Below are 23,715 nucleotides of genomic sequence, written 5' to 3'. Positions count from 1 at the left end.
GTCGGCGGTACTCTCGCCTCATGGGTGTACACGTGCGGCCGGCTGTCCGATCCGATGTCCCGGCACTGTCGGCAGTGTTGGCCGAGGCGTTCGAGGACGATCCCTTGATGGCGTGGATGTTGCCGGACGAGGTCACCAGGGCTGATCGCCTGACGAAACTGTTTGCCGCAGAAGCTCGTTACCACCACCTCGCCGGTGGCGGTGTCGAGGTGGCCGCCGATGACTCCGGCGTGATCGGCGGGGCAACTCTGTGGGATCCGCCAGGGCGATGGAAGCAGTCGTGGATCTCCGGGCTCATGAGCCTGCCGGCAATGGTGCGTGTCTTCGGCAGCGGGCTGCGACATGCGGCCGAGGTCAGCTCCGTTCTCGAAGGAGCACATCCGAATTCGCCGCACTGGTATCTCGCGACGGTCGGGACCGGCAGCGCGGCTCGCGGTGGGGGATACGGCAAAGCCCTACTGAACTCCCGGTTGGATCGTTGCGATCGTGAACACGTCGACGCTTACCTCGAGAGCAGCAAGGAATCGAACATCCCGTACTACAACCGCTTCGGTTTCGAAGTGACCCGCGACATCGTCATGCCAGGCGGCGGGCCGACGATCTACGCAATGATGCGTCAACCGCGGGGCGCGTGATACCAACTAGTGGTGACCCAGATTCCCGAGCTCCACGCAGGCACACCGTTCGACGAACTCGACGACTACGTCGCTCTGGCCAGGTTGTCCGGCCTGGTGTTGTCACCCGACGGCTCGCTGCTCATCTGCGCGCGCGCAGTTCTCGACGACAAGAGCGCCGAATACGTGTCTTCGTTGTGGGAGATCGACCCGGAAGGTCGACGTCCTGCGCGTCGGTTGACCTGGGGTTCGACCAGCGAGTCCGGTGCTGCCTTCGCGTTCGACGGCGACGTGCTCTTCACCGCCACGCGAGCGGTGCCGGGCGAGAGTGATCCGCAACCCGCACTGTGGCGTCTACCTGCGGCGGGCGGAGAAGCTCAGCTGCTGATCTCACGTCCCGGTGGCGTCTCGTCGGTATCAGCGGCCAAGGCGGCGCCGACGTTCGTGGCCCAGACGTCGGTCATGGCTTCGGCGATCAGTCTCGACCAGGACGATCAGGTGCGATCGGCGCGCAAGGACAAGAAGGTCACGGCGATGCTGCACACCGGGTATCCGGTGCGGCACTGGGACCACGACCTGGGCCCCGATCATCCGCATCTGGTTGTGGCTGAGACGGATTCGAAGGAACCCGTCGAATTGCGGGACATCACGCCAACTGCAGGCGCGGCGCTGCGAGAAACGTCGACCACGATCTCCGACGACGGTCTCTTCGTAGTGACGACGTGGACTGTCGGCGATCCGAGTGCCGCCCGCCGATCGACGTTGGTTCGGATCGACACGGTGACCGGCGACCGAACCACGCTTGTCGACGAGGCTGACGCGGACGTCTACAACCCGGTGCTCTCGCCGGACGGAACCAAGCTCGCGTTCATCCGGGAGACTCTCACCACGCCGGAGTTCGCGCCGCGAATGACTCTGAAGCTCTACGACTTCGGATCCGGTGCCGTGACCGGCGTCGCCGACGGCTGGGATCGCTGGCCTACCTCCCTGGCCTGGCTACCCGACGGATCCGGGCTGGTGGTCACCGCTGACGACGGCGGCCGGGGTCCGATCTTCACGATCGACCTGTGGGGCCAACCGGTTCGCCTGACAGCCGACGACGCGGCGTACACCGACGTTCGAGTGGCGCCGGACAGCGAGTCGATTTACGCGTTGCGGGCTTCGTACGAAGCGCCCCCGCACGTGGTGCGGGTGGATCTTCGATCAGGTGAGATCACCGCACTTCGTGGACCCGACCCGTTGCCGGAGCTGCCGGGAACGCTGACCGAGATCACCGCGCGCGCCGAGGACGGTTCGACAGTGCGCAGCTGGTTGGCGCTGCCGACCGGCGCCGCGCCGCATGCACCGGTGCCATTGCTTCTCTGGGTCCACGGCGGGCCCCTCGGTTCGTGGAACACCTGGTCCTGGCGGTGGAATCCGTGGCTGCTCGTCGCCAAGGGCTATGCAGTACTGCTGCCTGATCCCGCGCTCTCGACCGGATACGGCCAGGATTTCGTTCAGCGCGGGTGGGGGCAGTGGGGCAAGGCGCCTTTCACCGATCTGATGACGATCACCGATGCTGCCGTCGCGCAGCCCGAGATCGACCCCAAGCGAACGGGCGCGATGGGTGGTTCGTTCGGCGGTTACATGGCCAACTGGATCGCCGGCCATACCAACCGTTTCGACGCGATCGTCACTCACGCAAGTCTCTGGGCACTGGACCAATTCGGCCCGACCACGGACGCTGCCTGGTACTGGCAGCGCGAGATGTCGCCCGAGATGGCCGTCGAGAACTCACCGCATCTGTACGTCGCAGACATCACGACGCCGATGCTGGTGATCCACGGCGACAAGGACTATCGGGTTCCGATCGGTGAGGGCTTGCGGCTCTGGTACGAACTGCTTGCAGAGTCAGGCCTGCCCGCCGACGACGACGGGAAAACAGACCATCGCTTCCTGTACTTCCCGGACGAAAATCACTGGGTGCTCAAGCCTCAGCACACCAAGATCTGGTACGAGGTGGTCACCGCGTTCCTCTCCGAGCACATTCTCGGGGAAGATGTCGCGCTGCCGGAAATTCTGGGCTGAACTGCGCATGCCTCGTTCGGCCGAAATGGCCGAACGAGGCACGATCTTCTTCGCGCGGATCCGGACAGGAATCGGGCGCCGGGGCAGCGAACGGTGTAAGCCCACGCTGTGGTCGGGGCCGGTAACGCGGACCAGGACGGACGAGGCCCCGCCGGCGGGCACGTTGACGACCGCTGAACCGGTTCCCTCGTTGATGTCGTCGCCGATGTATCCGGTGCTGTGGATCAATCGTCCTTCGTAGTACACCTCGATCAGGTCCGGGATGTCCTCGGTCTCGTAGGCGAGTACGAAAGACGTCGGGCCGCCGCGGCCGAGCTCGTGCTTGGTAGGTGATTCCTGCGCCGCCGGAGACCGCCGACGATGTCGCCCACGCTCCCGTTGATCGTGGCGCTGCCGCTGTCGGCGCTTCCCTGCACGCTTCCTTCGATGCCGGGTGCAGCGGACGCAGTCGCCGGAAGCACCAGGGCAACCCCCGCTCCGAACGAAGCGGCAGCCGCCAAGGTTCGAACGCCGGGACGGCGAGAACTCCAGTTGTTCAACATATTTGCTCCACCGGTCGTTAGTCGGTCGTCCTTCAGAGCGATCCTGTCAGCGGAGCGGATCGGTGAATATCGTTTGTTCGGCTGACCCCCGGACTGCGGGGACCGTCGTTCGTGGCCACCGCGACGCCTGACGGGCGAATTCGTTCACGACGGGGGAGTCATTAGGATCAAGTGGTGACCAGTGCAGCTCCAGAGAACCCCCAGACCCCCGCCGACGCCCTACCCAAGAGCTGGGACCCCAGCGCGGTAGAGGCCGATCTGTATCAAGGCTGGGTAGACGCCGGGTACTTCCAGGCCGACGCGACCAGCGACAAGCCCGGCTACTCCATCGTGCTGCCGCCCCCGAACGTAACCGGCAGCCTGCACATGGGTCATGCCCTCGATCACACACTCATGGACGTGCTCAGCCGCCGCAAGCGGATGCAGGGCTACGAGGTTCTGTGGCTGCCGGGCATGGACCACGCCGGAATCGCCACGCAGTCCGTCGTCGAGAAGCAACTTGCTGCCGACGGCAAGACCAAGGAAGATTTCGGCCGCGAGCTGTTCATCGACAAGGTCTGGGACTGGAAGCGCGAATCCGGCGGAACCATCGGTGGCCAGATGCGGCGCATCGGTGACGGCGTCGACTGGAGCCGCGATCGTTTCACGATGGACGAGGGCCTCTCGCGCGCCGTCCAGACCGTCTTCAAGCGCATGTTCGACGAAGGCCTGATCTACCGCGCCGAGCGCCTCGTGAACTGGTCGCCGGTGTTGCAGACCGCGATCTCCGACATCGAGGTGAAGTTCGAGGACGTCGAGGGTGAGCTGGTCTCCCTGCGCTACGGCTCGCTCGACGACAACGAGCCGCACGTCATCGTCGCGACCACCCGTGTCGAGACGATGCTCGGTGATACCGCAGTGGCTGTCCATCCCGGAGACGAGCGCTACAAGCACCTCATCGGCACAACTCTCGATCATCCGTTCACCGGGCGTCAGATCCCGATCATCGCGGACGACTACGTCGATCCCGAGTTCGGAACCGGCGCAGTGAAGATCACGCCGGCCCACGATCCCAACGACTTCGAAATGGGCCTGCGGCACAACCTGCCGATGCCCACCATCATGGACAAGACCGGCAAGATTGCCGATACGGGAACCGAATTCGACGGTATGGACCGCTTCGAGGCTCGCGTCAAGGTTCGCGAAGCCCTCGCCGAGCAGGGACGCGTCGTAGCCGAGAAGCGCCCGTACCTGCACAGCGTCGGACACTCCGAGCGCAGTGGTGAAGCTATCGAGCCGCGCCTGTCGCTGCAGTGGTGGGTCAAGGTCGAAACCCTGGCCAAGGCTGCAGGTGACGCGGTTCGCAACGGCGACACCGTCATTCACCCGGCAAGCCAGGAACCGCGCTGGTTCGACTGGGTCGACAACATGCACGATTGGTGCATTTCCCGTCAGCTCTGGTGGGGACACCGCATCCCGGTCTGGTACGGCCCCGAGGGCGAAGTTGCGTGTTTCGGTCCTGACGAAACGGCACCGGAAGGCTGGGTTCAGGATCCCGACGTCCTCGACACCTGGTTCTCCTCCGGACTGTGGCCCTTCTCGACGATGGGTTGGCCCGACAAGACACCCGAACTCGAAAAGTTCTATCCCACCAGCGTTCTCGTCACCGGCTACGACATCCTGTTCTTCTGGGTCGCCCGCATGATGATGTTCGGCACGTATGTGTCCGAGGACGAGTCGATCACCGCCGGTCCGGGTAAGTCCGGCGCGCAGATGCCGTTCAAGGACGTGTTCCTGCACGGACTGGTTCGCGATCAGTTCGGCAAGAAGATGTCGAAGTCTCGAGGCAACGGTATCGACCCACTCGACTGGGTGGATCGTTTCGGCGCCGACGCTCTGCGATTCACACTCGCTCGCGGGGCCAACCCGGGCAGTGACCTGTCCGTCGGCGAGGATTCGGCGCAGTCCTCACGCAACTTCGCTACCAAGTTGTTCAACGCGACCAAGTTCGCTCTGATGAACGGAGCCGCTCCGGCGCCACTGCCCGCTCGAAGCGAACTTACCGACGCCGACCGCTGGATCCTCGACCGTCTCGACACGGTTCAGGCCGAGGCGGATGCCGCTTTCGAGCGCTACGAGTTCAGCAAGGCATGCGAAGGCCTTTTCCACTTCGCGTGGGACGAGGTCTGTGACTGGTACCTCGAACTCGCCAAGGTGCAGTTCGCCGACGACGAGGCCGTCGCCGCGAACACCCGCGCAGTGCTCGGCAACGTTCTCGATGCACTGCTCCGCCTTCTGCACCCGGTCATCCCGTTCGTGACCGAAACCCTCTGGAAGGTGCTCACCGGAGGCGAATCCGTCGTCGTCGCCGACTGGCCGACGCTGTCCGGCGTTGCAGTCGACACTGCGGCCGCCACCCGGATCGAAGACACCCAGAAACTGATCACCGAGGTGCGACGTTTCCGAAACGATCAGGGGCTCAAGCCTTCCCAGAAGGTTCCGGCGCGTGCGTCCGGGCTTTCGGAGGCCGCCATGGGCGGTCAGTTCGCCTACGTGGCAGCGCTGGCCAAGCTGACCGAACCCGGAGAGGGATTCACCGCGTCGATCTCCGTCGAGGTGCGTCTGAGCCAGGGCACCGTCACGGTCGACATCGACACCTCGGGCACCATCGACCTCGGTGCCGAGAAGAAGCGGCTCGAAAAGGACCTCGCGGCAGCGCAGAAGGAACTCGTCACCGCCGACAACAAGCTTGCGAACGAGGCTTTTCTGGCGAAGGCACCCGACGCCGTCGTCGACAAGATCAAGAACCGTCGCCAGATCGCCGTCGAAGAGATCGAGCGCATCACAGGACGTCTGAAGGAGTTGGCCGACAAGTGAGTTCGTACGAGCCGTCCCAGTTCGACGCTCAGAGTTCGGTTCCGACTCCGGTCGATATCGCCGAACTGGCGCTGGTCGAGGCCGAACTCGACAAGCGTTGGCCCGAGACCAAGATCGAGCCGTCACTGACGCGTATCGAGGCGCTGATGGACGTGCTGGGCTCGCCGCAGCACAACTATCCTTCGGTTCACGTGACGGGGACCAACGGCAAGACGTCGGTGACGCGCATGATCGACTCTTTGATGAGCGCTCTGCATCGTCGTACCGGCCGAACCACCAGCCCTCATCTGCAGATCGCGACCGAGCGGATCAGCATCGACGGTCATCCGATCTCACCGCGGCTCTACGTGGACACGTTCCGCGAGATCGAGCCGTACGTGCAGATGATCGACGCACAGTCCGAAGAAGCCGGGGGACCGGCGATGAGCAAGTTCGAAGTGCTCACCGCGATGGCCTATGCGGCATTCGCGGAGGCACCGGTCGACGTCGCCGTGGTCGAGGTCGGTCTCGGCGGACGCTGGGACGCCACCAACGTGATCGACGGACAGGTCGCGGTGATCACCCCGATCAGTCTCGATCACGCCGAGTATCTGGGTACCGACCTGGCCGGGATCGCGGAGGAGAAGTCCGGAATCATCAAGAAGGGCCGTGAGGATCTGGTTCCGGTGGACACCGTCGCGATCATCGCCGAGCAGACTCCCGAAGTCATGGAGGTACTGCTGCGGCGAGCAGTCGAGGTCGAAGCTGCGGTCGCTCGCGAAGGTTCGGAGTTCAAGGTGCTTGCTCGCCAGATCGCGGTAGGAGGACAGCAGCTCGAACTTCAGGGTCTGAGCGGTGTGTACACCGACATCTTCCTTCCTCTGCACGGCGAGCATCAGGCGCGAAACGCGGCCCTCGCGCTCGCTGCTGTCGAAGCGTTCTTCGGTGCCGGTCCGGATCGACAACTCGATCAGGATGCAATCCGCAACGGGTTCGCCTCGATCGTCAATCCTGGTCGCCTCGAACGTGTTCGGAGTGCGCCGACCGTATTTCTCGACGCCGCCCACAATCCTGACGGTGCCCGCGCCCTCGCGGCCGCACTGGCCGCGGAGTTCGACTTCCGCAAGCTCGTGGGAGTGGTCAGCGTCATGGCGGACAAGGACGTCGACGCAATTTTGACCGCATTCGAATCCGTCTTCGACGAGATCGTTGTCACCCACAACGGATCACCGCGGGCGATGGACGTCGAGGAACTGGCCAACATTGCCGTCGCGAAGTTCGGCGACGAGCGCGTCGTCGTCGCGCCGGTGCTTGCCGACGCCTTGGAAGTCGCGATCGAAATCGCCGAGCAGGTCGCCGAACCCGGCGAAGCCGTATCAGGGGCAGGTGTCGTGGTGACGGGATCCGTCGTGACCGCAGGCGCCGCCCGCACGCTGTTCGGAAAGGACCCCGCGTGAGTACCCCGTCAGAATCCAATCCCGAGCCTGGCGACACTGCCGGTGAGTTCGGGCCTCCGACCAAGGACCCGTGGAAGAGTTTCCGCGGAGTGATGGCCGGAACCCTGATCCTCGAGGCGATCGTCGTGCTGCTGGCATTGCCGGTCGTTGCGGTCGTCGGCGGTGGCCTCACCGCGCTCTCGGCCGGATTCATCATCGGGTTGGCCGTACTGATGATTCTGGGAGCGGGGGTCCAGGGCAAGCCGTGGGCGATGGGGTTCAACGTCGCACTGCAGGTGATTCTTCTGTTCGGTTTCTTCGTCCACCCGTCGATCGTGGGTGTGGCCATCACCTTCGGGATCGTCTGGGGATACCTCGTCTACCTGCAGAGAGACATCAAGCGCCGGATGGACAAGGGCCTGCTTCCCGGCCAACGGGACTGACCATTTAGGCTGTCCGCTGTGACTGAGCGCACCCTCGTACTGATCAAGCCCGACGCCGTTGCCCGTGGATACGTAGGAGAAATCCTCAGCCGTATCGAGCGCAAAGGCCTGACAATTGCAGCACTCGAGCTCCGCGTAGCTTCCGAAGAGGTGGCTGGTAGCCACTACGCAGAGCACGCCGAGCGCCCGTTCTACCCGAGCTTGTTGGAGTTCATCACCTCCGGTCCACTGGTGGCCGCAGTGCTCGAAGGCCCCCGCGCCATCGCTGCTTTCCGTCAGTTGGCCGGCGGAACTGACCCGGTCGACAAGGCACTTCCGGGCACAATCCGTGGCGACTTCGGACTCGAAGCGCAGCAGAACCTCGTTCACGGCAGTGACTCCGTGGAGTCGGCAGAGCGTGAAATCGCTCTGTGGTTCCCCGCGCTGTCGTCCATCTGAATCTTCTATCCGGGCCTTCGGCCCACATCTCCACAGCGAATTCTCGGCACGTATCCCACATCGGTGCGCCCTTTGCAGTTGCAGGCGCGTTGGTGTGGGATACTGCTTTCAGTTGAACCGCAATTTGTTTTACGCACGTTCAACCGGATGACACCTAGGTTCGATGCCCTTTCATCGCTGCTCCAGGTCAACAGGAAATCCCTGGACCTCTGCACGCTGGATGATCAGGCGCTCGCGCACAGGACAACGGCCATCCAGCCAGGCACTTCATGTGTTCGCAGTGAATAACGGGCACTGCGGACCATGCGGAGCGAGACCTTACAATCTCGTACTCACTTCTGAGTGCGAGTACACACAGCACGCTCCCGCGTGGCCGCGTGACAACTCGACTTCTGGGTTGGACGCGCCCGGGGGCTGAGGAGACTTACGTGGCCGATCAATCCCCAACCGAATCAGATTCCAGCACCACCCCGGAATTTCCCGACAAGATGCGCGTACACGCGCTGGCAAAGCTGCTCGGCGTCACCAGCAAGCAGGTCCTTGCCGAAGCTGCAGCGCTCGGTACCGAATTGCGCAGTGCGCAGTCGAGTCTCCAACGTGACATCGCTCAGCGGATTCATGCCTCGCTGACTTCCGCGGCCGAGGCCATCGAGCCGGTCGTCGCCGAGCTCGACACCCTCATCGACCCGGTTGTCGAAGCGCCTGCTGCCGAGCAGCCTGTGGAAACTCCGGCCGAGCAGCCTGCTGCGGAGATTCCAGCCGAGAAGCCGGTGAGGGCTCGGCGAACCCGCAAAAAGACTGTAGTTGTCGAAGAACCGGCAGCAGAAGAAGTGGTGGATCCGGCGGTTGCCGAGATCAGCGCTGGACTCGACGCCGCTGCTGCGCTGCAGAGCAAGGAAGCCGAGCAGTCAGATCTGTTCACCTCCTTCGAGGCACCGCAGACCCATCAGCCCGAGGTCGCCCCCGCCGCGCCGCAGGTTCCGCTGTTCCTGCAGCCGGATCTCGAGGCAGCCGAGGTGGCCCCGCGTCGTCGTCGCGCTCGCCGTGAGCCTGCTGCACCGGCAGTCGTCGAAGAGAAGCAGACAACTGCGGAAACAGAAACAGTCGCACCCGAGGTCTCGCCGGTTGTAGTTCCAGCCGTCGAAGAGCCGGCTGTGACCGCCCCGCAAACCGAGGGTGAGAGCGCCGAGTCCGAGGACGAGGACGACGATCAGCCGCGTCGCCGTCGTCGTGGACGCCGTGGACGTGGTCGTGGCCGCGGCGAACAGGGTGGCGAACAGGGCGGCGAACAGGGCGGCGAGCAGGGCTCGGATGACGAGTCGGATACGACCACCGAAGCGGAGCAGGAAACCGCCCCCGAGGCAGTCGAGAAGCAAACCGAAGACGCTTCCGGGGGAGAATCCGGAAACAAGACCGAGTCCGACGCGGATGCGGAATCCGAGAACGCCGACGATTCCGACCTCGACGCTGACGGATCGAGCCGTCGCCGCCGTCGCCGTCGCCGTCGTAAGACTGGCACCGATGCGGCCACCGACGCGACTGCGACGTCCGAGGACGATCCGCCGAACACCGTCGTTCACGAGCGCGAACCGCGCAACAAGACCCGTGTCAAGGACGAGGTCCAGGGCATCAGTGGTTCGACGCGTCTGGAAGCGAAGCGTCAGCGCCGCCGCGACGGTCGTGACGCCGGCCGTCGTCGCCCGCCGATTCTGACCGAGTCGGAGTTCCTTGCCCGTCGTGAAGCCGTCGACCGCGTCATGGTTGTGCGCGATCGAGCAGACAGCGGTCAGCCGCACGCGACTACACAGGTAGCAGTCCTCGAAGACGGAGTGCTCGTCGAACACTTCGTCACCAACTCGGCGTCCGCGTCGATGGTCGGCAACGTCTACCTCGGACGCGTCCAGAACGTGCTCCCCAGCATGGAAGCTGCGTTCATCGACATCGGGCGCGGCCGCAACGGCGTGCTCTACGCCGGTGAGGTCAACTGGGAGGCAGCCGGTCTCGGTGGCAACTCGCGCAAGATCGAGCAGGCTCTCAAGCCTGGCGATCAGGTGCTCGTTCAGGTCAGCAAGGATCCGGTTGGGCACAAGGGCGCGCGACTGACCACACAGATTTCGCTTGCCGGTCGTTTCCTCGTCTACGTGCCCGGTGGTACGTCCACGGGTATCAGCCGCAAGCTCCCGGACACCGAGCGCAAGCGTCTCAAGGAAATCTTGCGTGACATCGTTCCCGCCGACGCCGGCGTGATCATTCGCACGGCGTCCGAGGGTGTCAGCGAAGAAGAGTTGGCGCGCGACGTGACTCGTCTGCAGGCGCAGTGGGCTGGCATCGAGGAGCAGGCCGCCGCTGCGGACACCGGCAAGTCCGGCAACCCGCAGGCGCTGTACGAAGAGCCGGACATGCTGGTCAAGGTCATTCGCGATCTGTTCAACGAGGACTTCTCCAAGCTGGTCATCGAGGGCGAGAAGGCGCACACGACGGTCGAGAACTACATCAACTCGGTCGCTCCCGACCTGCTTCCGCGGCTCGAGAAGTACACGCCGAACAACGGAATCGACGTATTCGCGGCTCGCCGTATCGACGAGCAGTTGGCAAAGGCACTCGATCGCAAGGTGTGGCTGCCGTCCGGCGGCACCCTGGTGATCGACCGCACCGAGGCCATGACTGTCGTCGACGTCAATACCGGCAAGTTCACCGGAGCCGGCGGAAACCTCGAGGAAACCGTCACCCGTAACAACCTCGAAGCTGCCGAGGAGATCGTTCGCCAGATGCGCCTGCGGGACATCGGCGGAATGATCGTCGTCGACTTCATCGACATGGTCCTCGAATCGAACCGGGACCTGGTCCTGCGTCGGCTCACCGAATGCCTGGGTCGCGATCGCACGCGCCATCAGGTGTCGGAGGTCACGTCACTCGGACTCGTGCAGATGACGCGCAAGAAGTTGGGCACCGGATTGGTCGAGGCCTTCTCGACTACCTGTGAGCACTGCCACGGACGCGGCATCATCGTCCACTCCGAGCCCGTCGAGGTGAAGTCCTCGGACGACGGCGGATCGCGTTCGGGCTCGCAGCGCAGTGATTCCGGTGCCTCGCGCAAGAACAAGCGTGGCCGCGGAGACAAGTCGGCTTCGACCGAGTCCAACGGACAGGAAGCTCCGACGCCGGAGGTCCCGGCCGTCGACGCGACGGTCAAACGGGCTCATCCGGTGGCATTGGCGATGGCCTCGCATCACCACGACGACGACGAAACCGTCGCGGCCGACTCGATCGAGTCGGATTCCGCCGGTACGTCTTCGGGGGATGGTGCATCCAAAAGTGCCGATCGGCAACAGGATCGGCCGATTGATACTCCTGCTGCTACTGAGCGCCCTGACGTTCCTGTTGTGGACTCTGCTGCGGAAGAAGCTCCCGCAGTGGGTAACGAGCGGGAAGCAGCTCCCGCAGTGGGTAACGAGCGGGAAGCAGCTCCCCGAGGTCGTCGGCGTAGTCGTCGGGCGTCGCGTGCGGCGTCTGCACCGGTTGCCGAAGCAGCTCCCGAGGTGGGCACGGTCTTCGTGATTCCGACTCCGGAACCCGTGGCGGAAGCGGTCGTGGAAGACGCTCCGGCTCCGGCCGCCGAAATTCCGGCTGAGGAAGAAGTTGTCGTCGTCAAGCGGCCCCGTCGCAGGCGTGCAGCAGCACGTCCCGCGGGTCCGCCGGTCGACGGAGAGTAGAACTACCGTCTTTCGGTCGGTTGGATGTCTTGGCGATGAGCTAGGACATCCAACCGTTATCCGAAGTTTCAGCTGGTAGAAGCAGTACAGAGTAGTGAGCACCACCCCTCGGCGGGGCGGTTTGACCCTGACGGTTGCTTTCCCGTAACCTTGGAGGGTCGCCACCCGGCGGTAGAGATTCCGTGTGCCTAGAGTGCGCGTGAATGTCCCGGTACGTCAGTGCCGAGCCGAGGTGACATAAACCAGACCAGTCGCGATGCATTTGAAGCCTCAGGCAGCAGCGCGAGCAAGTTCGAAGAAGCAAGGGGTAGCCCTCCGATGGCAACGTACGCGATCGTCAAGACCGGCGGAAAGCAGTACAAGGTCGCTGTTGGTGACCTCGTCAAGGTCGAGAAGATCGAGGGTGAGCCCGGCACTGCTGTCTCGCTTGCTCCCGTTCTCGTGGTCGACGGATCTGACCTGACCACCGACTCGGCCAAGCTGGCCAAGGTCGCAGTCACCAGTGAGATCGTCGAGCACACCAAGGGCCCGAAGATCCGCATCCACAAGTTCAAGAACAAGACCGGTTACCACAAGCGTCAGGGCCACAGGCAGCCGATCACGGTGCTCAAGGTCACGGGCATCAAGTAACCAGTTCTTTCTAGCTAATTTCACCCGAGGAGGGTCAATAGCATGGCACATAAGAAGGGTGCATCCAGCTCCCGTAACGGTCGCGATTCAAACGCCCAGCGCCTCGGCGTGAAGCGCTTCGGCGGCCAGTCGGTCAGCGCAGGCGAAATCCTGGTTCGCCAGCGCGGCACGCACTTCCACCCCGGCGTCAACGTCGGCCGTGGCGGCGACGACACCCTGTTCGCTCTCGCTGCCGGTGCAGTCGAGTTCGGCCAGAAGCGTGGACGCAAGACCGTGAACATCGTTCCGGCCGTCGTTGCGGCTGAGGTCTAGTCTTTCTCGCTAGTTGTGCGTCATCGGTTCTACTTCGGTAAGCCGGTTCTGCTTTCGGTAAGAGAGTGACGCGTTCCAAGCTCCCGATAGGGGCGGACCAGGGTTGAAATAACCCGGTCCGCCCCTATCGTTTGTTTAAGCAGTACCTGGTTATCCCGAGCAACCCTGCTCACCAGAAGTTCAGCTCATCGCGTGAGACCCGCAATTGACTGAGGAAGGATCCGGCAGTCATGTCCCGATTCATTGACCGTGTTGTGCTGCACGTCAGCGCTGGAAAAGGCGGCAATGGTTGCGCCTCCGTACACCGCGAGAAGTTCAAACCGCTCGGCGGTCCGGACGGTGCCAACGGAGGTCGCGGTGGCGACGTCATCCTCGTAGTCGACGAGAACATCCACACCCTCCTCGACTTTCACTTCCATCCCAACGCGAAGGCGACCAACGGCAAGCAGGGCGCCGGCAGCAACCGCGAGGGAGCAAACGGTGAAGACCTCATCCTCAAGGTCCCCGATGGCACTGTCGTTCTCGATACCGACGGCAACGTGCTGGCCGACCTCGTGGGAGTCGGTTCGCGCTACGACGCCGCTCAGGGCGGCCGCGGCGGACTCGGTAACGCAGCGCTGGCGTCGAAGGCCCGCAAAGCTCCCGGTTTCGCACTCCTCGGTGAGGACGGTGTCGAGCGTGACCTGGTTCTCGAGCTCAAGTCGGTAGCCGACGTCGGTCTGCTCGGATTCCCCTCTGCCGGTAAGTCTTCGCTGGTGTCCGTTCTGTCGGCGGCCAAGCCGAAGATCGCCGACTACCCCTTCACAACTCTGGTCCCCAACCTCGGTGTTGTCTCGAGCGGTGACACCACCTTCACCGTCGCCGACGTGCCCGGGCTGATCCCCGGCGCCAGCGAAGGCCGCGGTTTGGGCCTGGACTTCCTGCGCCACATCGAACGCTGCGCCGTGTTGGCGCACGTGATCGACTGCGCCACTCTCGATCCGGGACGCGACCCGATCTCTGACATCGACGCCTTGGAAGCAGAGCTGGCTGCATACACGCCCGCGCTCTCCGGCGACTCGGGACTCGGTGACCTCGACAAGCGTCCGCGGGTCGTCATCCTCAACAAGACCGACGTTCCCGAGGCAGCCGAGTTGGCCGAAATGGTCACGCCTGAGATCGAAGCCCGCGGATGGCCGGTCTTCACTATCTCCGCAGTGAGCCGAGAAGGCCTGCGACCGTTGACCTTCGCGCTGGCGAAGATGGTCCGTGACTACCGCGAAGCCCATCCGAAGCCCGAGCCGAAGCGCCAGGTCATTCGCCCGGTCAAGGTCAAGGATTCCAGCTTCACGATCGAGAAGGATCCCGATATTCCCGGCGGATTTGTCGTCCGCGGCACTCGCCCGGAGCGGTGGATTCGGCAGACCGCCTTCGACAACGACGAAGCCGTGGGCTACCTCGCAGACCGTCTTGCTCGATTGGGTGTCGAGGACGCATTGGTCAAGAAGGGCGCTCAGCCAGGTGCTTCCGTCACCATCGGTGACGTGAGCTTCGAGTGGGAGCCGATGACGCCGGCCGGTATCGATCTGACCCGAACGGGCCGTGGAACCGATCCGCGTCTCGATCAGGTGGAGCGCATCGGCGCCGACGAGCGCAAGCATGCTCGTCGCGTCCGCCGCGGTCTGCTTGACGAAGACGCCTGACACACGCGATTTCAGGACGAAAACCGAAGAGAGGGAACGGGACTGTGCTCGGGTCCACCAGGGAGTCGATAGCGTCGGCTCACAGTATCGTCGTGAAGATCGGGTCGTCTGCGCTCACCAGTCTGGTCGCGGGACTCGATACTCACCGACTCGATCTGTTGGCCGATGCCATCGAGGCCCGCATGCGTGCGGGTTCCGATGTTGTCGTCGTCTCGTCCGGTGCCGTCGGAGCTGGATTGGCACCGCTGGGACTGACTAAGCGACCGCGGGATCTCGCGACCAAGCAGGCCGCGGCCAGCGTCGGACAGTTGGCGCTGGCTCACGCCTGGGGTACGTCGTTCGCCCGTTACGGGCGCACCGTCGGGCAGGTCCTTCTCACTGCGGATGACATCGCTCGACGGACGCAGCACCGGAACGCTCAACGGACGCTCGATCGTCTGCGGGCGTTGCACGCGGTGGCAATCGTGAACGAGAACGACACTGTCGCCACCACCGAACTTCGGTTCGGTGACAACGATCGGCTGGCTGCTCTGGTTGCGCATCTGGTCGGTGCCGACGCGTTGATCCTGTTGTCGGATGTCGACGGTCTCTACGACGGCGATCCCCGAAAGGGCGATGCCACACTGATTCCCGAGGTCAACAGTCCCGAGGATCTCGACGGTGTGGTTGCCGGTTCGGGTGGCGCTCTCGGTACCGGAGGCATGGCGTCAAAGCTCTCAGCAGCACGCCTGGCCGCTGATTCCGGAGTGCCGGTTCTGCTGGCCGCAGCCTCGGACGCCGCGCAAGCACTCAGTGGTGCCGATGTCGGAACCGCTTTTGCGCCGCGGCCGACGCGATTGTCGGCTCGCCGATTCTGGGTCCGTCACGCCGCCGACACACAGGGCGACCTCCACCTCGACGACGGCGCCGTTCGCGCGGTCGTGTCCAAGCGTCGAAGCCTGCTGTCTGCGGGCATTGTCGGTGTATCCGGTGACTTCCACGCCGGCGACGTAGTGTCCCTGATGGGGCCGGGGGAGAAGCCCGTCGCCCGGGGTGTCGTCGCATTCGACGCTACGGAGATCGAGGAGATCCTGGGGCGCTCCACCACCGATCTACCGGCCGACATGCAGCGTCCCGTGGTTCACGCGGACGACTTGGTGGCGCTGTAACTGTCGTGCTCGACCAGGGCGGAAAGTGCTTCAGCACAACCGACTTCGAGCTTGAGGTCGGCGAATTCGTCGCCGCGAGTCGTGCCACGATTGACGATGGCGATCGGCTTCCCGGTTTTGGCGGCATGCCGGACGAAACGTAGGCCGGACATCACCGTCAACGACGACCCTGCTACCAACAGTGCGTCGGCTTGGTCGACGAGGCTGTATGCACGGGCCACACGTTCCTTGGGGACGGATTCACCGAAGTAGACGATGTCCGGCTTGAGTAGCCCACCGCACACGGCGCAATCCACGACGCGAAAGTGTGCGGTGGATTCGATCACGGCATCTGCATCGGGCGCGATCTCGACTCCCGTTGCAGCAGCGACTGTTTCGGCGAATCCTGGGTTGGCTTCTTCCAGTCTCTCCGCGAGAGTGGTGCGGGAGATCAGCCGCTGGCAGCTCAGGCATCGAACCTGCGCGTAGGTGCCGTGGAGGTCGATGACGTTTCGCGCGCCGGCCTTGGTGTGCAGGAGGTCGACGTTCTGGGTGATTACTCCGACGGCTCGCCCTGTTCGCTCGAGTGCCGCGACGGCTCGGTGGCCCTGGTTGGGTCGAGAGCTGTCCATGTATCGCCAGCCGATGTGGTTCCGCGCCCAGTAGTGCCGTCGAAACGCCGGATCCCCGATGAACTGCTGGAACGTCATCGGATTGCGCGGGGGTGAATCGGGGCCACGGTAGTCCGGGATTCCGGAGTCGGTGGAGATGCCTGCACCCGTCAGAACTGCCAGGCGACGGCCGGCCAGGAGCTCGGGAAGGGCGTCGAGGCGGCTGTTGTCGGTAGGCACCGTTCCAGGATAGGCGCGTGTGCGAGACGGAGGCGCGGAGGAAGTCCGAAATGTTCAATAGAACACGTGTGCGATCGTCAACACTCGTAGACATGAACACAGTGAACCCAATCCCTGCTGGTTACCGCACGATCACTCCCTACCTTGCGGTTCCGGACGGTCATGCCGCACTCGACTACTACAAACGAGCACTTGGAGCCGAGATAGTCGATGCGATGAACGCACCTGACGGCACCCTCATGCATGCGGAGATCCGGATCGGCGATTCGATGCTGCAACTCTCGCAGGAGATGCCGGACTTCGGTCTCAAATCACCGCAGGACGGCTGGGTGCATTCGTCGATCGTCGTCTACACCGAGGACACGGACGAGTTTGTCGCTCGGGCCGTCGCCGAGGGAGGCACGCTGGTCACGGCCGTGGCCGATACATTCTCGGGCGACCGGCATGGGGTGTTTCTCGATCCTTTCGGCCACAGGTGGGCAGTATGCACGAAGGTCGAGGATGTACCTGCCGAGGAAGTCGCTCGCCGGGCGCGGGCGCTCTTCTTCCCGGATACGGAGTCGCCACAGTAACTTTCGGCAGCTTTCGGCGGATCATTCAGGCTTCGGCGGCGTGCTCAGTATCCGGCGACGGGGTCCACGAGGGCAGCCAGCGCCTCACCCTTCGCGAAGCGGGTCACGTTCTTGGAGACGTGATCCGCGAACGCGGCGGGGCGAACGCCTGGCGGATTGGAATCGTGGGGTGTGATGATCGCATTCGTCAGATCCCACAGAGGGTGACCGTCCGGGAGGGGTTCGGGATCGGTGACGTCGAGACCGGCGCCGCCGATCTGTTCCGACTCGATTGCCTCGACCAGCGCGTCGGTGTCGACCAGTGATCCGCGCGCGACATTGATCACCCAGGAATGGGGTTGCATCGCCGCCAACTGCGCACGGCCCACGAGGTGACGGGTGGCCGGGGTGGCCGGGGCGGCAATCACGAAGTGATCTGCGCGAGAATAGATTTCATCCATCCTGGATGCGGGGTACGTGGAGATCGCCCCGGGAACCGGGCTACCGGAACGATTGACTGCGATGCTGTCCGCCCCCCTGCGCGGCCAGCATCGGAATCAGCGCGCGGCCGATACCGCCTGCGCCGATGATCGCAACCGTCGAACCACGAAGGGTGCCGATCTTGGGAAAGAACTCGAACTGACGCCACGTTCGAGCTTCGATGTGCGCGGGCAGGTGACGAACTCCGGCCAACAGCAGCATGAGCGCGTGCTCGGCCACCGAAGCCGAAAACGCGCCGGCCGCCGAGGTCCACGTGATATCCGTGTCCTTCGGAATCACACCGGAGTCGAACCAATCCTCGATTCCCGCCGACGGCAGCTGCACCCACCTGACCGACGCCGGTAACTCAGACGGAAATGTTTCGGGTGAGCCCGCCCAGATCAGGGCGTCGGCAGTGTCGATCGGACTGATCAGACCACCGCCCCGAAGCACCGCGCTGTCGAGCAGTGCATCGGGGACGGGGCCGATCGCTACGCGTGGAGAGGTGTCAGTCGCCATGACTAGACGCTACGCGGGGACCTCCACCAGTGGGTAGACACCGTTCTCGTCGTGTACCTCGCGCCCGGTGACCGGCGGATTGAAGACGCACAGCATGCGCATCTGCGTGTCGGGCTCGACCCGATGACGCTCGTGGCCGTTGAGCAGGTACATCGACCCCGGTGCGAGGTCGTATTCCTTGTTGTTGTCGAGGTCGATCAGCTTGCCGGTGCCCTCGACGAGCCAGACGGCCTCGACGTGGTTGGCGTAATGGAACTCGTTGACCGAACCCGCCTTGATGGTGGTCTCGTGGAACGAGAACCCGACGCGGTCGCCGCCGAGGACGATGCGCTTGCTGCGCCAGTTGCCGTCCTCACTCGTGATGTCGCGGTCGGTGTCGGTGATCTCGGTGGTGGTGCGAACGATCATGGGACAGTCCTTCCTCTAGCTGCAGACCTTGAGTGTCGCCTCGGCCAGGATGGAGAGGCCGTGCTCGAGCTCTTCGTCGGTAATCGTCAGTGCCGGAAGCAGTTTCACAACCTGGTCGGAGGGTCCGGAGGTCTCGGCGAGCAGTCCCTCGTCGAATGCCAGCTGGCAGACCTTTCCGGCGCGCTCCGGCTGGTCGAAGACCAGGCCCTGGACCAGGCCGCGTCCGCGGTGAGAGACCTCGCCGGGGAACTGATCGGAGAGATTGGCGAAGCATTCGCTGATGCGTGCGCCCTTCTTCAGCGTTGTCTTGGTCAGTGCGTCGTCGGACCAGTAGTGGTCGAGTGCCACCTTGGAGGTGACGAACGCCGGGTTGTTGCCACGGAAGGTGCCGTTGTGCTCGCCCGGTCCCCAGACGTCGAGTTCACGCTTGAACAGCGTGAGCGCCATGGGCATTCCGTAGCCGCTGATCGACTTGGACAATGTGACGATGTCGGGAACGATTCCGGCCTCTTCGAAGGAGAAGAACGGGCCGGTGCGGCCGCAACCCATCTGGACGTCGTCGACGATCAGCAGGATTCCGCGATCCGAGCACAGTGTTGCCAGCGCCCGAAGCCATTCGGGGCGAGCGACATTGACGCCACCTTCACCCTGCACGGTTTCGACGATCACTGCCGCGGGGCGGTTGATTCCACTGCCGGAATCATCGAGAACGCGGGAGAACCACTGGAAGTCCTCGGTGACGCCGTCGAAGTAGTTGTCGAAGGGCATCGGTGTCGTGTGCACGAGGGGGACACCGGCGCCCGCGCGCTTCATCGAGTTGCCGGTCACCGAGAGTGCACCAAGTGTCATTCCGTGAAATGCGTTGGTGAAGTTGATGACTGCCGAACGTCCGGTGACCTTGCGGGCCAGCTTCAGTGCAGCCTCGACGGTGTTCGAGCCGGTCGGGCCGGGGAACTGGACCTTGTAGTCCAGGCCGCGCGGCTCGAGGATGTTGCGCTGAAAGGTCTCGAGGAACTCGCGTTTGGCGACGGTGGACATGTCGAGGCCGTGCGTGATGCCGTCGTTCATGATGTAGTCGACCAGTGCCGATTTGAGCACCGGGTTGTTGTGGCCGTAGTTGAGTGCGCCGGCGCCGGCGAAGAAATCGAGGTAGTCGCGTCCGTTCTCGTCACGAATCCAGGATCCGGATGCGCTGGTGAACACTGCGGGCCAGTCACGGCAGTAGCTGCGAACCTCGGACTCGAGGGTTTCGAAAATGCTTGCTTCGTTGATATTCATATCTTCTTTGTTCCTCCGGGGCATGCTGTATGCCGAGCGCGAAGTGCGCTAGGCGCCGATCGTGTAAAGATTTTCGGCTTCGTGTCCATCGGGAAAATCGTTGGGCGAGAACAAGGTCTGCCTGGTTATCGGTACTTCGCGTCGACGTGCGAGCGCAGTGAAGAGTGCGATCGAAGCCTCGTTGTCGGGGCTGATCGTCGTCTCCAGGTGTGTAACACCCAGCGGGGCAGTGCGATCCATCAAGTCGGACAGCATGCGGGCAGCAATTGCCTTGCCGCGCTGGTCTTCGTCGACCGCAACTTGCCACACGAACAGGGTTTCCTGCGCGCTGGGACGGGTATAACCGGAAACGAATCCGACTACGCGGCCGTCTACCTCTGCGACGATGGACGTCGCGCTGAAATCCCTGCACCACAACAGGTATGCATAACTCGAATTGAGGTCGAGTACCTTCGAATCACGTGCGATCTCCCAGAGCCGGACTCCGTCATCGATCTGTGGGCTTCTGAACAACACCGCGTCCGGCGCGGTGGTCGGGATAGCTCTCGTATCAACAGGCTTCATCGGTCATCTGAACGTAACAATCATTGCTGTCGAAGTCATGCAGATGTCCGTTTCGGGCCGTGGGGAACCCGTTGCGCCCCAGGTGAGGACATGAATGTGATGGTGCTCACATTATGTAACTTTTGCCGTTGTCGGAGCGACTATTTCGGGCAAAAACTCGCTATTTCGGGCTCGCGAGCGCCAACGGAAGTACAGAGTGAGCACCAGCCTGTCGAAGTGCGCGTGCGGCCATCGTGAAAGTCCAACCGGTATCGGCGATTGCATCGACAAGAAGTATTGGTCCCTGGTGGATACTCATGTCCGGGACTTCCCAAACATCGACCAGTCCGGACACGCGATAGGCGGAGTTCGCTGCCGACACCGGAGGGTGGTCGGGTCGCAAGCGAAGGGTGCCCAGGTCGGTCAATCGCCCGACCTCGGCCAGCTTGGCAGCCAGGCTCGACACCAGCAACGGATGCGTCGTGGATTCGAGTGCCATGACACCGGTGGGGCGCTCGGCCCAATTCCAGGCCGCCAGAACGCTGATACACGCGCTGACCACCGCATCGGGTACCTCGGCGTCGGGACCGTCGAAAAGCGCGCGGAGACGTTGGCCCCAGCCCAGGTCCGACATCCGTCCGAGAATGCGTCCGGTTTCCGGTCCCTCGGTGATCTTCCCGGACAGCTTGACGCCCAGCTTGCTCAGGCCGGTCGGCCACATCTTGCGCGGCTCCAGGTCGAATCCGGGGCGCTGCAAGCGCGCCCGAGTCTCGTCGAGGGCGGCTGTGTCGACAGTGGTGTCGTAGCGATCGCCGGTGCAGTTGTCGCAGCGACCGCACTGTGAGTTCTCCGAGGTCAGGCCCGGATCGTCGAGTTGTTCACGCAGGAAGGTCATTCGACACGTCGTGATGCTCTGGTACTTGACCATTGCGGCCTGCTCGGCCTGGCGAGCGTCGTCGAGTCGGCCGTAGCGCTCGGCGTCGTACACCCAAGGTTCGCCGGTGCTGATCCAGCCGCCCTTGACACGTTTGACCGCGCCGTCGACGTCGAGGACTTTGAGGACCATCTCGAGACGCGTTCGATTGAGCTCCACCAGAGGTTCGAGTGCCGGTGTCGACGTGGCCTTTTCGGTGTCGAGGTGCTCGATGACGCTGCGGACGAGATGCTCGCGGGGGAAGGCGACCGAGGCGAAGTAGCTCCAGATCTGCTTGTCCTCGGCGCCCGGCAGCAGGATCACGTCGGCCCTGTCGGTGGAACGACCGGCGCGGCCCACCTGCTGGTAGTACGAGATCGGCGACGACGGTGCGCCGAGGTGGACGACGAACCCGAGATCAGGCTTGTCGAAGCCCATCCCGAGGGCCGAGGTGGCCACCAGGGCCTTGACACGATTGCCCAACAAGTCCTGCTCGAGGGATTCACGTTCGGTGGGATCGGTCTGGCCCGTGTAGGCAGCGACGGTATGCCCGCGTTCGGAGAGCAGGCTTGCGAGGTCTCGTGCGGCCGAGACCGTCAGTGTGTAGATGATGCCCGATCCCGGCAGCGTCTCGAGCATGTCGGCGAGCCAGGCAGCGCGCGCCGTCGCCTCGGGAATGTGAACCACGGAAAGGTGAAGCGACTCGCGTTCGAGCCCGCCGCGAAGCACGAGCGTTTCCTCGCCGCCGACGCCGAGTTGGGCGGACACGTCCTCGACGACTCGGTTGTTGGCCGTAGCCGTGGTCGCGAGGACGGGAATGCCCTCGCCGAGTTCGGCGATCAATGTTCTGATGCGCCGATAGTCGGGACGGAAGTCGTGTCCCCAGTCGGAAACACAGTGGGCCTCGTCGACCACTACCAAGCCGGCATCAGCTGCCAGGGACGGAAGCACCTGATCGCGGAAGTCGGGGTTGTTGAGGCGCTCGGGGCTGACCAGCAGTACGTCGAGATCGTTGGCTGCAACGCGGGCGTGGATGTCGTCCCACTCGGTGACGTTGCCCGAGTTGATGGTCGCGGCTCGCACCCCGGCACGCTCGGCAGAACTGACCTGGTTTCGCATCAGGGCCAACAACGGAGAGACGATGACCGTGGGGCCGTGGCCTGTTGCCCGGAGCAGCTTCGCCGAGATGAAGTAGACCGCCGACTTGCCCCAGCCGGTCCGCTGTACGACGAGCGCGCGTTTGCGCTGCACCACCAGCGCCTCGATGGCCGTCCACTGGTCCTCGCGTAGGCGGGCATCCGGCCCCGCGAGTTCGCGGAGCAGCCGCTCGGCTTCGTCGCGCATGGCTGGGGCAGTGGCGGTGGTCATGGACCCCATGGTGCACGACCCTGCCGACACGTGCGGGCTTCAGGCCTTGGCAACAGGTTCCTGCAGCTCGGTGACCCAGCCGTCGACATCCTCCGGGCACGCCAGCGTCACCTCACGGCTGGGGCCGGCATTGCGGTATCCCGCTGCGTCGATCCATTGAGCCAACGCCTGATAAGCGGGCAGGCAGTTGTCCATCGAACCCTTGTGCAGCAGCGAGGCCACTTGCTCTTCGGCCCGCAGGTCCACCACAGCGAACTCGTAGTCGCCCTCAGGATCCGCGTTGACCGGTAGTGCCGCATGGACGACGACGTTCTCGTCGTCACCGGCATCCTCGTAGTACGCGACAGCGGGTCCGATCGGGACGACGCCGGCGCGATCCAAGCCGGTACAAAGCCGCTCGTACAGCCCGCGAACCACCGGACCGATCGACGACGGATCCATCGTCTTGGCGGTACCGGTCAACTCCGCGACCCGCAGCGCCGGAACGGACTTGATCACAACCTCGTATGCGGACATCTGTCCCTCACTTTCGATGATGCGGAGGCGCGCCTGTACATGCGCCAGTCGCGCGGTGTCTTCCTGGATTCGGGTTTCGAGCTCTGCTCGGCGAAGCGTGAGCATCCCGCGGATCTCGTCGACGGTGACCGCCGACTCCACCACCTGCTGGACCTGGGCCAAGGTCAGGCCCAACTCCTTGAGCGCGACGATGCGGTTGAGCAGCGCCAACTGGCCCGCGGTGTACGAGCGATAGCCGGTGGATGCGTCGACCCTCGCGGGTGTGAGCAGGCCGATGGCGTCGTAGTGGCGGAGCATGCGCACCGACACACGACCTGCTCTCGCGAAGTCTCCGATGCTCAACATGGTTGCTCGCCCCGTTTCTCCCTCACGAACCCGACACCTACAGGTTTACGACCTCACACGGTGTCAGGGTCAAGCCGAGCTTTCCGTGTCAAGGTCAAGCCGAG

General features: G+C 63.8%; 19 protein-coding genes and 1 pseudogene. 13 read left to right on the top strand and 7 right to left on the bottom strand.

The window, feature by feature from the left end:
• Positions 1-20 precede the first annotated feature (20 nt).
• The 12 genes from ACSW29_RS28465 to proB all read left to right on the top strand — a co-directional run bounded on the left by ACSW29_RS28465 (position 21) and on the right by proB (position 15,860).
• Positions 21-635, top strand: a complete 615-nt coding sequence (locus tag ACSW29_RS28465; protein WP_317826170.1) for a GNAT family N-acetyltransferase — start codon at positions 21-23, stop codon at positions 633-635.
• 12 nt (positions 636-647) lie between these two features.
• Entirely contained in the window at positions 648-2,681 is a 2,034-nt protein-coding gene (locus tag ACSW29_RS28460; protein ID WP_317826171.1) for a S9 family peptidase, read from the top strand.
• A 360-nt stretch (positions 2,682-3,041) separates the two neighbouring features.
• Positions 3,042-3,308, top strand: coding sequence for a hypothetical protein (locus ACSW29_RS28455; RefSeq protein ID WP_448278891.1), 267 nt, complete (start codon positions 3,042-3,044; stop codon positions 3,306-3,308).
• Positions 3,309-3,397: 89 nt separating this feature from the next.
• Positions 3,398-6,079, top strand: a complete 2,682-nt coding sequence (locus ACSW29_RS28450) for a valine--tRNA ligase (RefSeq protein ID WP_448278890.1) — start codon at positions 3,398-3,400, stop codon at positions 6,077-6,079.
• Complete coding sequence (folC, locus tag ACSW29_RS28445; protein ID WP_347874102.1) at positions 6,076-7,515, top strand: bifunctional tetrahydrofolate synthase/dihydrofolate synthase; 1,440 nt, start codon at positions 6,076-6,078, stop codon at positions 7,513-7,515. Before ACSW29_RS28450 ends, folC begins: the two co-directional genes overlap by 4 nt.
• Positions 7,512-7,937 (top strand): DUF4233 domain-containing protein, encoded by a 426-nt coding sequence (locus ACSW29_RS28440; protein ID WP_230813980.1) that lies wholly within the window; start codon positions 7,512-7,514, stop codon positions 7,935-7,937. Before folC ends, ACSW29_RS28440 begins: the two co-directional genes overlap by 4 nt.
• A gap of 18 nt (positions 7,938-7,955) precedes the next feature.
• On the top strand, positions 7,956-8,375 hold the full coding sequence (gene ndk, locus ACSW29_RS28435; RefSeq protein WP_019749070.1) for a nucleoside-diphosphate kinase: 420 nt from the start codon (positions 7,956-7,958) through the stop codon (positions 8,373-8,375).
• A gap of 428 nt (positions 8,376-8,803) precedes the next feature.
• Entirely contained in the window at positions 8,804-12,088 is a 3,285-nt protein-coding gene (locus tag ACSW29_RS28430) for a translation initiation factor IF-2 N-terminal domain-containing protein (RefSeq protein ID WP_448278889.1), read from the top strand.
• A 318-nt stretch (positions 12,089-12,406) separates the two neighbouring features.
• Complete coding sequence (gene rplU / locus ACSW29_RS28425; protein WP_230813976.1) at positions 12,407-12,718, top strand: 50S ribosomal protein L21; 312 nt, start codon at positions 12,407-12,409, stop codon at positions 12,716-12,718.
• A 42-nt stretch (positions 12,719-12,760) separates the two neighbouring features.
• Positions 12,761-13,030, top strand: coding sequence for a 50S ribosomal protein L27 (gene rpmA / locus ACSW29_RS28420; RefSeq protein WP_003944532.1), 270 nt, complete (start codon positions 12,761-12,763; stop codon positions 13,028-13,030).
• A gap of 230 nt (positions 13,031-13,260) precedes the next feature.
• The gene (gene obgE, locus ACSW29_RS28415) at positions 13,261-14,712 is read left to right on the top strand and encodes a GTPase ObgE (protein WP_019749068.1); all 1,452 of its coding nucleotides are present in this window, start codon (positions 13,261-13,263) and stop codon (positions 14,710-14,712) included.
• Between the two features lie 44 nt (positions 14,713-14,756).
• Positions 14,757-15,860, top strand: coding sequence for a glutamate 5-kinase (gene proB / locus ACSW29_RS28410; protein WP_317826176.1), 1,104 nt, complete (start codon positions 14,757-14,759; stop codon positions 15,858-15,860).
• Here proB and ACSW29_RS28405 read toward each other — a convergent pair.
• The gene (locus ACSW29_RS28405) at positions 15,833-16,690 is read right to left on the bottom strand and encodes an NAD-dependent protein deacetylase (protein ID WP_378447861.1); all 858 of its coding nucleotides are present in this window, start codon (positions 16,688-16,690) and stop codon (positions 15,833-15,835) included. The genes proB and ACSW29_RS28405 overlap by 28 nt on opposite strands.
• 50 nt (positions 16,691-16,740) lie before the next feature.
• Between ACSW29_RS28405 and ACSW29_RS28400 the strand changes: the two genes are divergently transcribed.
• Positions 16,741-17,262, top strand: a complete 522-nt coding sequence (locus tag ACSW29_RS28400) for a VOC family protein (protein WP_448278888.1) — start codon at positions 16,741-16,743, stop codon at positions 17,260-17,262.
• Positions 17,263-17,306: 44 nt separating this feature from the next.
• Here ACSW29_RS28400 and ACSW29_RS28395 read toward each other — a convergent pair.
• The 6 genes and pseudogenes from ACSW29_RS28395 to ACSW29_RS28370 all read right to left on the bottom strand — a co-directional run bounded on the left by ACSW29_RS28395 (position 17,307) and on the right by ACSW29_RS28370 (position 23,611).
• A pseudogene (locus ACSW29_RS28395) lies at positions 17,307-18,240 on the bottom strand (D-isomer specific 2-hydroxyacid dehydrogenase family protein).
• 9 nt (positions 18,241-18,249) lie between these two features.
• Complete coding sequence (locus tag ACSW29_RS28390) at positions 18,250-18,648, bottom strand: ectoine synthase (RefSeq protein WP_003944463.1); 399 nt, start codon at positions 18,646-18,648, stop codon at positions 18,250-18,252.
• Positions 18,649-18,663: 15 nt separating this feature from the next.
• A complete protein-coding gene (gene ectB / locus ACSW29_RS28385) occupies positions 18,664-19,926 on the bottom strand; it encodes a diaminobutyrate--2-oxoglutarate transaminase (RefSeq protein ID WP_230813966.1) in 1,263 nt (420 codons plus the stop codon).
• A gap of 48 nt (positions 19,927-19,974) precedes the next feature.
• Positions 19,975-20,490, bottom strand: a complete 516-nt coding sequence (gene ectA / locus ACSW29_RS28380) for a diaminobutyrate acetyltransferase (protein ID WP_230813965.1) — start codon at positions 20,488-20,490, stop codon at positions 19,975-19,977.
• Between the two features lie 160 nt (positions 20,491-20,650).
• Positions 20,651-22,750 carry a RecQ family ATP-dependent DNA helicase gene (locus ACSW29_RS28375; RefSeq protein ID WP_317826180.1) on the bottom strand — a complete coding sequence of 700 codons (2,100 nt, stop codon included), beginning with the start codon at positions 22,748-22,750 and terminating at the stop codon, positions 20,651-20,653.
• Positions 22,751-22,789: 39 nt separating this feature from the next.
• Positions 22,790-23,611, bottom strand: coding sequence for a MerR family transcriptional regulator (locus ACSW29_RS28370; protein WP_230813961.1), 822 nt, complete (start codon positions 23,609-23,611; stop codon positions 22,790-22,792).
• Positions 23,612-23,715: the final 104 nt, after the last annotated feature.

The sequence above is a fragment of the Rhodococcus sp. GB-02 genome, from assembly GCF_053470465.1.
The sequence above is the reverse complement of the archived record's forward strand: the minus strand, read 5'-3'. Positions and strand labels throughout refer to the sequence as shown.